This window comes from Mesorhizobium sp. M1E.F.Ca.ET.063.01.1.1, from assembly GCF_003998155.1.
Classification (GTDB): Bacteria; Pseudomonadota; Alphaproteobacteria; order Rhizobiales; family Rhizobiaceae; genus Mesorhizobium.
Map to the genome: position 1 here is coordinate 1 of NZ_RZSC01000996.1, position 1,784 is coordinate 1,784.

At 61.5% G+C, this 1,784-nt stretch carries 3 protein-coding genes; 1 reads left to right on the forward strand and 2 read right to left on the reverse strand.

The genetic code is table 11. From position 1 onward, the window contains the following. Positions 1-124: 124 nt before the first annotated feature. Together EOA29_RS35235 and EOA29_RS35240 are read right to left on the reverse strand one after the other, a co-directional pair. Positions 125-640 (reverse strand): GNAT family N-acetyltransferase, encoded by a 516-nt coding sequence (locus EOA29_RS35235; protein WP_127222313.1) that lies wholly within the window; start codon positions 638-640, stop codon positions 125-127. A 48-nt stretch (positions 641-688) separates the two neighbouring features. Further along, complete coding sequence (locus EOA29_RS35240) at positions 689-1,336, reverse strand: helix-turn-helix domain-containing protein (protein ID WP_126095546.1); 648 nt, start codon at positions 1,334-1,336, stop codon at positions 689-691. Between the two features lie 301 nt (positions 1,337-1,637). On the opposite strand from EOA29_RS35240, the gene EOA29_RS35245 reads away from it, so the two are divergent. Then, positions 1,638-1,784 (forward strand): proline racemase family protein (locus EOA29_RS35245; RefSeq protein ID WP_189479097.1); only part of this gene is annotated, 147 nt, incomplete at its 3' end.

The following is a 1,784-nucleotide window of genomic DNA, read 5'->3' on the forward strand; positions in this document are numbered from 1 at the left end:
ACGAAGCCCAAGGCGACGGCTGGGCCGAAATCCAACCAGACGGCTCCATCATGGGCCAAATCTGCTTTCACAACGGCGACGAAGCCGACTTCACCGCCCGAAAGTGGACTTCTTCAACAGCCTGCTAGCTCGGCAACTTGGCGCCGAGCTTCCGCTGAACCAGGACGAGTGTAGAGTCATTGGGGTCGGGTGCGACGGTGAAGCCCATCTGGCGCTCAAGCTCGATCGCGGCGCGGTTTTCCCGGCTCTCGATCGACTCGATCGTCTCGATGCCATGGTCGTCTGCGTAGCGCGCGATGTAGCCGAGAAATTCCCAGCTGACGCCGAGATGCTTGCGGTCCTCGCGAATGCAGATGGCGACTTCGCCGCGCCGGTCGGCCGGATCGTTGGCGAGGGTCGCCACTGCGATCAGCATCCCGTCGGTCGAGAATGCAAGGAAATTATGAATATGCGGATCGTCTGAACGGGTCATCGCCACCAGCCGCTCATGCGAGACCTCCTTCACGGCTCCGAGGAAGCGGAAGCGCAAATCCTCCGGCGTCACATGAGTGAAGAACTCGGCTACGAGCGGCTCGTCGTCGGCGCGTGCGCGGCGCACTTCGAAGCGGAATCCGGTGTGCGTGGTAAGTGTGGTTTTCATTGGCATCCCTTTCAGGAGGTTGATGCGGAGATTGGCTCGAAAAGGGCCTCATTCCCCCATCGCCAGCAGCGCATCCCGCTTGAGGATTTCGATGCTGCGCAGGCTGAGCAGGCGGATGACGCCTTTCTCCTTCAGCCGCGTGAAGACGCGCGACACGGTTTCGATGGTGAGGCCGAGATAGTCTCCGATATCGATCCGCGACATCGGCAGTTCCACCTGCCGCAACCCACCCTGACGCTCGGACATTTCGACCAGGAATGCGGCGACGCGCTCGATGGCGTTCTGGCGGCCAAGCACCAGAAGATGTTCCTGCGCGCGGGTCAGCCCCTTGAGCGCAAGGGGCAGAAGCTGGCGGGACATGTCCATGCCCGAGGGGGTGCGAAAGACGCGCACGCCGGTCGCATTGATCGCTTCGGCGAAGAAATGGTGATTGGCGTCGGCTTCGAAGCCGAATGTTTCTCCGGCCAGGTGGAACGCGCTTATCTGTCTGCGGCCGTCGGCGAGCAAGCGGTAGATACGGACGGCGCCGAATTCGACCTGGTAGAGGGCACCGGCCTTTTCGCCCTGGGCGTAAATCTCGGCGCCGGCCGGGAAGAAGCTGACCGGCTGCGTTGTCGCCCCTTCAAAGATGGGCGCCGGGCTCTGATGAGGAAGGTATGACGACAGTTCGATCTTGGCGGAGGCTTGGGCGTACATGGCTGTGGTCCCGGTGAATTCGTGACAACAGCAATCGCCCAAATCCCGCCGTGCCGAAATTCGGTTATGTCCCTAGGGGAAACTACGTAGAGCGGAGCTCGAGATCGCCGATGGAGCCATGCCTTGCTGAGCGCAGCTGCAACGCACCGTCCGAGGTGCCGGTCGGAGCCAGAGCGGGTTCGGTCGCGAGAATGGGCGCTATGCGGCCGAAGAATTCTGTGTCCTCAGAACCATCGTCATTCGGGACTCGCGCAGCTATCCGCGCTATCTACCAGATTGCTTTGGTCGACAGGGAGCAACAATGCGTACCAGAACCAGTATTCGCGTGGTCGGCTGTCATGCCGAGGGTGAGGTCGGCGATGTCATCGTGGGCGGCGTGCTGCCGCCGGCGGGGCGCACGATGATGGAAAAGATGATCACCATGGAGCGTGATCACGACCATATAAGG